Below are 6,811 nucleotides of genomic sequence, written 5' to 3'. Positions count from 1 at the left end.
AGCACAGAACCTGCTTTGCTAAAAAAAACAAAGGCACTCTTATACATAGTGTAGTAATAAAACCAGCGTGACCTGAATAAACTTCCGAAGTTATCCAACACCCATGCCTATTGAAACTTCGGAAGACATCTACTGAAATCATACTATATATATAGTATAGGAATAAAAAAACTTTCAGATACATTGGGTATACCATATATATGTTAAAAATTGTTAACTGTTATATTGTACTGAATTGCTTTGCATAGCTTAGTGGCCAATTGTTTTTATTGATGTTATCGTATTATTAATTATCTTTGCAGAATGTTTAAAGTTAAACACTTAATTATTTTAGTATTTGTTGCCGCTCTGGGTATTGCGGGTTGTAAAAGTCGTTTCGAGAAATTGAGAGCGAGTAATGACGTTGCAAAAAAATATCAAGAGGCGCTTCGTTTGTATAATAAACGCGATTACAGTAAAGCATTGGTGCTTTTTGAGGATCTTTCTCAAAAATATCGTGGCCGTGCAGAGGCTGAGGATCTGAACTATTATTATGCTTATACTTTATATAGATTAAGTGATTACACAACTGCCAGATACCAGTTTAAAAGTTTCGCAGATACCTACCCAGCAAGTAAAAATGCCGAAGAAGCGAGATACATGGGTGCTTATTGTTTCTATTTAGAATCTCCAAATTTCTCTTTAGATCAGGAAAATACCTATAAAGCTATAGATGCACTACAATTATTCATCAACTTATACCCTACCAGCGATCGTGCTGCAGCCGCTGGCAAATATATTGCCACATTAAGGGGCAAGTTAGAAGATAAAGCTTTCGAAAACGCCAAGATGTACTTAACTACCGGGCCAAGCAACGTAGACAACTACAGGGCAGCGGTTATTGCTTTAAAAAATGCGCAAAGAGATTACCCAGATATAAAATATGCTGAGGAAATGGATTTCTTGATGATTAAAGCGCAATATTTATACGCAAAAAACAGTTATATCATCCGCCAGGAAGACCGTTATAATGAAGCACTTGCTTTATATACTGAGTTTACTGAAAACCATCCTGACAGTAAATACACTAAAGATGCAAAGCTACTTAAGGAAGATGTTGAAGCGGGGATTGCGGCTACAAAACAAGAATTGGCATTATATGCCGCTGATCAGGAAAAATACAAGCAGATGTTGATCAGAACTGGTAAATTAAAGGATACCGTTTCTACAAAACCAACTAATGCTGATAACACGAATATTAAAAACAAGTAATACATGAATACTAACAAACCTGCTGTACCAAATACTACAGTAACCAGAAACGTACACGATTTAGATAAAACTACAGATAACTTATACGAATCTTTAGTGGTAATTGCTAAAAGAGCAAATCAGATTTCGAACAACGTTAAAGAGGAGTTACACGGTAAATTGGCAGAATTTGCTTCAAGCAACGATAATTTAGAAGAAATTTTCGAAAATCGCGAGCAGATTGAAATCAGCAAACATTACGAGCGCATGCCGAAACCTGTTTTGGTTGCTATTGATGAGTTTTTGAACGAAAAAATTTATCACAGAAATCCTGCTAAAGAACAAAAGTAACTGGCAGAGGGCAAAGAGCATGGCGCAGTTTTATAAGCATATTAATGCTCTATGCCCCGTGCTCAACACGCTATGCTGAAACATAAAAATATAATCCTTGGCGTTTGCGGTAGCATTGCGGCATATAAGTCGGCTTTTTTAGTTCGGCTGCTTGTAAAAGCTGGTGCAAACGTAAAGGTTATTCTTACCCCTGATGGTGCTAATTTCATTACACCACTTACCCTTGCTACGCTTTCTAAAAACCCTGTTTATACCCAATACTTCGAAGAAGAAACTGGCGTATGGAGCAACCATGTTGAGTTAGGCTTATGGGCCGATCTCATGATCATTGCCCCAATAACTGCCAACACACTGGCCAAACTGGCAACAGGCATCTGCGATAATTTATTAACGGCTGTTTATCTATCGGCCAAATGCCCGGTTTATGTTGCCCCGGCAATGGATCTGGACATGTGGAAGCATGAAACGACACAGGCTAATATCGAAAAGGTTATCAGTTTTGGCAATACAGTTATCGCACCTGCCAATGGCGAACTTGCCAGTGGACTTTGGGGCGAAGGCCGAATGGCAGAGCCTGAAGAAATTGTTTCCTTTCTAAATGATGCCATTAAAAGATCAATGCCTTTATTTGGCAAAAAGGTAATGGTTACTGCTGGTCCTACGTACGAGGCGATTGATCCTGTGCGTTTTATTGGCAATCACTCATCAGGCAAAATGGGTTTTGCCCTTGCTGATGAACTGGCCAGCCTGGGAGCTGATGTTACATTAGTTGCCGGACCAACTGCACAAAAATCTACTCAAATTTTAAAAAGAATCGATGTAGTAAGTGCCCAGGAAATGTTCGATGCCTGTTCATCGATATTCCCTGATATCGATATTACTGTAATGTGTGCCGCTGTGGCAGATTATCGCCCTAAACTGGTTGCCACAGAAAAAATCAAAAAGCAGGATAGCGGCCTGGCTCTGGAACTGGAAAAAACCACTGATATACTCGCTTCTTTAGGTACAACGAAAAAAGCGCACCAGATTTTGGTTGGTTTTGCTTTAGAAACCAATGATGAAGAGAATTATGCCAAAGGTAAACTAGAAAAGAAAAACCTAGATCTGGTGGTTTTAAATTCTTTAAATGATAAGGGTGCAGGTTTTAAATCAGATACCAATAAAATTACTATTTTTAACAAAGCTTTAGAACGGACTGTATTTGAAATGAAATCGAAAACAGAGGTTGCTAAAGATATTTGTGCGGCCATTTTAAAAATTGCAAAATGATAAAAAAGATTGTTTGGATATTGTTATTGGTTGGTTTCGGGAAACTGCATGCACAGGAGTTAAACGCGAGGATAACTTTGCTGGCTCCTCAGGTTTCGAACATCAGTAAGCCAACTTTAGATGCTCTGCAAAAAACAATCCGCGATTTTTTAAATAATAACAAGTTCAGCAACGAAAGTTATAAGCCGCAGGAACGGATTGAGTGTAGTTTTGTCATCACCATCAATTCCTGGGATGGTGGTTCCGGATACACTGCAGAAGCACAGATCCAAAGCAGCCGCCCGGTTTTTAACAGCTCTTACAATAGCACTTTGTTAAATATGAGTGATAAGAATTTCGATTTTAATTTCAATGATGGCGCTACAATCGATTTTTCTGATCAGAATTACATTTCCAATATCAGTGCCCTCCTCACCTACTACGCTTATACCATCATCGGAATGGATAAAGATAGTTTTAGCAAAATGGGCGGAACTCCATTTTACAAAAAAGCACAGAACATCATTAATCTGGCGCAAGCTTCGGGCAATACCGGCTGGCGTGCAGCTGATGGTTTACGCAATCGTTTTTGGTTTAATGAAAACGTTTTGAATCCTATTTTTAGCGAACTGCGCAATTTCATCTATAGCTACCATTTAAGCGGCCTCGATCAGCTAACCGATAATGATAAGGGTTTAACACAGATTGTTGCCGCCCTGCCTGCCCTTCAGCAAATGGATAAGCAGAAACTGGGTTCCATTTTCCCGAATGTTTATTTCGCATCAAAAGCCGAAGAAGTAACCAATGTACTTTCTAAACTAAACGGCCAGGAACGCATGAAAGCTTACAATATGTTGGCAGAAATCGATCCGGCGAATATTGGCAAGTACGAAGGACTGAAGAAAAATTAGTTCATTTGTCGATGGTTCATTGGTCAATAGTTTGATCGTTCGTCGTTCATTACTTAGGAATTGATTATTTTCTCGGCTAAACTACTTCGGACTCCGGACCGCCGACCTCGGACTATCCCATTAAGTAGTTTCTCCATTTGTCGTAATTAATTTTAAAAAAGCAGTCTCAGCGTTTCAATTAAAGCCAGTCCTGCTTTCGTTCATACGCCTGCAGGCCTTATCCACAGGCCGGTATCCACATCAATCAGGTTTAATAACCTAAGTCAGTTTCATATTTGGGGGTTTCCTTTCTAAAGCCAAGTAGGCATGCAACATTTGGCTTTCTCATGCGTCATATATCACAGTTAATTGGTTAACCAGTTTCCATAATTAACCAATAAAGTTAAAAATTTGTTAAAATATTTTGATCTTACGAATATCTTCGTACATTTGAATACGAAATAATTCGTACAACTTGTAACATATGACTAATCATAACATCAAACCAACAGAAGGTGAAATGGAAATCCTCCAGGTGCTTTGGCAAAAGGGGAATGCAACGGTAAGAGAAGTTCATGAGGCATTGAATAAAAAAGACTCTGGGTATACCACAACTTTAAAACTGATGCAGATTCTGCACGAGAAAGGAATGGTAGAAAGAGATACCAATCAAAAAACGCATATCTACAAAGCGCTTGTTAGTCAGGATAAAACCGAAAAACAATTGGTAAACAAAATGATCGATAACGTATTTAACGGATCGGCAGCGAGATTGGTAATGCAGGCTTTGGGTAACCACAGTGCAAGTGCAGATGAAATTGACGAAATAAAAAAGTATTTAGATAGCCTAAAGTAAGGTTAGCGTTGAAGGTTGAAAGGTGTAGGGTTTGGATCCCTAATTAGACATTAACATTTTCGGATTGTCCCCGGTATAAAGAATTAAAACCACCGTTATGGAAACTTTATTACAACAGTTCATCAAAGCATTTGGCTGGAGTATTTTAAACTCACTTTGGCAAAGCGCCATTATTTATGGCATCCTATTTATTGTAATGCTCAGCATTCCGAAGCTGGCGGCAAAACATAAGCACAACCTTGCTTTTGGCGCCATCATTTTAATGTTTATTGGCTTTGGCTATAATTTCATTCATCAGTTAACATTGAATGTAAATAATCAGGCTCCCACAATCAATGCGCAAAATATACAGGTTTACCAATACTTTAACAACCTACCGCCAAGTTTTAGCAGCAAGGCAGAGCAGTATTTCCCTGTTGTAGTCGTATTTTACATTATTGGTATTTTGCTTCAGTTATTCGTAATCATTAAAGGCTATGGTCAGCTTTCAAAACTAAAGAAAGAGAGTTTGAGTGCCATTCCAGATAGCTGGAAAGCCATTTTTGAGCAGGTAACGGCCCATCTTAAAATCAATAAAGTTATCCAGTTCCATCTGTCTTCTATTGTTAATGTGCCTTTGGTTATCGGTTATTTAAAACCCGTAGTATTATTTCCATTGGCCCTGGTAAACCAATTAGACAACGACCAGGTAGAAGCAATATTAATCCATGAGTTATCACACATCAGAAGAAACGATTTCTTATTGAACCTGATTAAAACAGCCATAGAAACCTTATTATTCTATAATCCGTTTGTGTGGATGGCGGGTAGATTTATACACATTGAGCGCGAGCATGCCTGTGATGATCTGGTATTAAAAATTACCGGAAAACCATTGAATTATGCCCATGCCCTACTCAAACTCGAATTATTAAAAGATAAAAACAGTCCGGCTTATGCACTGGCAGCAACCGGCAAGACCCAGAATTTGTATCAACGCATAAAAAGAATAACCAACATGAAAACAAATTATTTAAACGCCAAACAACAAATGGCAGCCCTAACTTTAGGAATAGCCTGCTTGTTTTCTATTGCCTGGATCAATCCAACAGAAAAGAAAAAAGAAAATAAAAAAACGCCTAAAATTGAGGTTTTAAGTGTGATCAACCACCATGATGTTAAAACGATTGTTTGCACTGATACCACTAAAAAACGTAAAATTAAAATTGTAACCATTGATGCGGATGGTAAAAAAACCGAATATAATTCAGTAAAAGAAATGCCTGATAGCCTGAGAAAAGATTTTTACAGGGATGAGCTTTTTGCAGGGAAAAATATCTACAGACTGCATACCGACAGTAATTTCAAATTTAAGTTCAGCGATTCGCTATTGCTTGCAAAAATAAATAAAGAGTATAATTCACCGGAAGCACAAGCTAAATGGAAAAAATTTGGAGAGGATATAGCCAAACAATATAGCTCGCCAGAAGCCCAGGCTAAGTGGAAAAAATTTGGAGAAGATATTGCCAAACAATACAACACACCAGAAGCACAAGCCAAATGGAAAAAATTTGGAGAGGAAATGCAAAAGAAAATGAATTCTCCTGAAGCCCAGGCAAAATGGAAAAAAATGGCTGAAGATATGAACAAAGAATTCGGTTCACCAGAAGCACAGGCCAAATGGAAAAAAATGGGCGAAGATATGGCTGCCAAAATGAATACGCCAGAATTTAGAGCACAAATAGAGAATATCAGGGTACATGCTTTAAAATCAGGAGAAATCGCTAGATTATCTGGCTTAAGCATATTACATGCTGATTCTCTATTTAAAGCCAAAGGTTATCAACGCTCTCCGGATGGTCTAATTTTTAAATACAATGATAACTCGAACAGCAAGGTTAGACAAACTGAAGAGTACAAGAAATTGAAAGAAAAATTCGACAACGAAGTGAAAGAGCTGAAAGAGAAAATAGAGAAGAAAGAGAAAAAGGAAAAGGTAGAAGGTGGTAACAAAAGTTCACAGGTAACTCCGGCAGTTATGTTATACAATAATCAAGATTTTACCAGTGCTGTTAAAGCCCTGAACACACTAAATGCTGTAGTAACGTATAAAAAATCTGATTTTACCAGTGCCGATCAAACAGCTATAAAAAGTTATGTTCAGGCAGCCAACTTAAAAATTGCTGAAGATAATGCAATTGGTATTTCGATAAAATAACAACACAAAAACCAAACAGATCATGAACAGCGAAGATTA

At 37.8% G+C, this 6,811-nt stretch carries 6 protein-coding genes; all 6 read left to right on the top strand.

Annotated features, from left to right (window positions below; all coding sequences use genetic code 11):
• Positions 1-303 precede the first annotated feature (303 nt).
• The 6 genes from LQ227_RS24500 to LQ227_RS24475 all read left to right on the top strand — a co-directional run bounded on the left by LQ227_RS24500 (position 304) and on the right by LQ227_RS24475 (position 6,772).
• Positions 304-1,251 (top strand): outer membrane protein assembly factor BamD, encoded by a 948-nt coding sequence (locus LQ227_RS24500; protein ID WP_230146532.1) that lies wholly within the window; start codon positions 304-306, stop codon positions 1,249-1,251.
• Positions 1,252-1,254: 3 nt separating this feature from the next.
• Positions 1,255-1,581: a DNA-directed RNA polymerase subunit omega gene (locus LQ227_RS24495; protein ID WP_025145617.1), complete on the top strand. Its 327-nt coding sequence runs from the start codon at positions 1,255-1,257 to the stop codon at positions 1,579-1,581.
• Positions 1,582-1,653: 72 nt separating this feature from the next.
• Positions 1,654-2,850, top strand: a complete 1,197-nt coding sequence (gene coaBC / locus LQ227_RS24490; protein WP_230151656.1) for a bifunctional phosphopantothenoylcysteine decarboxylase/phosphopantothenate--cysteine ligase CoaBC — start codon at positions 1,654-1,656, stop codon at positions 2,848-2,850.
• Positions 2,847-3,740 (top strand): DUF4835 family protein, encoded by an 894-nt coding sequence (locus tag LQ227_RS24485; RefSeq protein ID WP_057934614.1) that lies wholly within the window; start codon positions 2,847-2,849, stop codon positions 3,738-3,740. Before coaBC ends, LQ227_RS24485 begins: the two co-directional genes overlap by 4 nt.
• A gap of 463 nt (positions 3,741-4,203) precedes the next feature.
• Positions 4,204-4,575, top strand: coding sequence for a BlaI/MecI/CopY family transcriptional regulator (locus LQ227_RS24480; protein WP_029279745.1), 372 nt, complete (start codon positions 4,204-4,206; stop codon positions 4,573-4,575).
• 97 nt (positions 4,576-4,672) lie between these two features.
• Positions 4,673-6,772, top strand: a complete 2,100-nt coding sequence (locus LQ227_RS24475) for a M56 family metallopeptidase (protein ID WP_230146534.1) — start codon at positions 4,673-4,675, stop codon at positions 6,770-6,772.
• Positions 6,773-6,811: the final 39 nt, after the last annotated feature.

Origin of the sequence: Pedobacter sp. Bi27 (assembly GCF_918698255.1) — a bacterium.
In the GTDB taxonomy this organism is placed as follows: domain Bacteria; phylum Bacteroidota; class Bacteroidia; order Sphingobacteriales; family Sphingobacteriaceae; genus Pedobacter.
The sequence above is the reverse complement of the archived record's forward strand: the minus strand, read 5'-3'. Positions and strand labels throughout refer to the sequence as shown.

What these genes read in the sequence shown, in the direction of transcription:
- LQ227_RS24500 (WP_230146532.1), top strand. Translation starts at nt 304, where the DNA reads ATGTTTAAAGTTAAACACTTAATTATTTTAGTATTTGTTGCCGCTCTG.
- LQ227_RS24495 (WP_025145617.1), top strand. Translation starts at nt 1,255, where the DNA reads ATGAATACTAACAAACCTGCTGTACCAAATACTACAGTAACCAGAAAC.
- coaBC (WP_230151656.1), top strand. Translation starts at nt 1,654, where the DNA reads ATGCTGAAACATAAAAATATAATCCTTGGCGTTTGCGGTAGCATTGCG.
- LQ227_RS24485 (WP_057934614.1), top strand. Translation starts at nt 2,847, where the DNA reads ATGATAAAAAAGATTGTTTGGATATTGTTATTGGTTGGTTTCGGGAAA.
- LQ227_RS24480 (WP_029279745.1), top strand. Translation starts at nt 4,204, where the DNA reads ATGACTAATCATAACATCAAACCAACAGAAGGTGAAATGGAAATCCTC.
- LQ227_RS24475 (WP_230146534.1), top strand. Translation starts at nt 4,673, where the DNA reads ATGGAAACTTTATTACAACAGTTCATCAAAGCATTTGGCTGGAGTATT.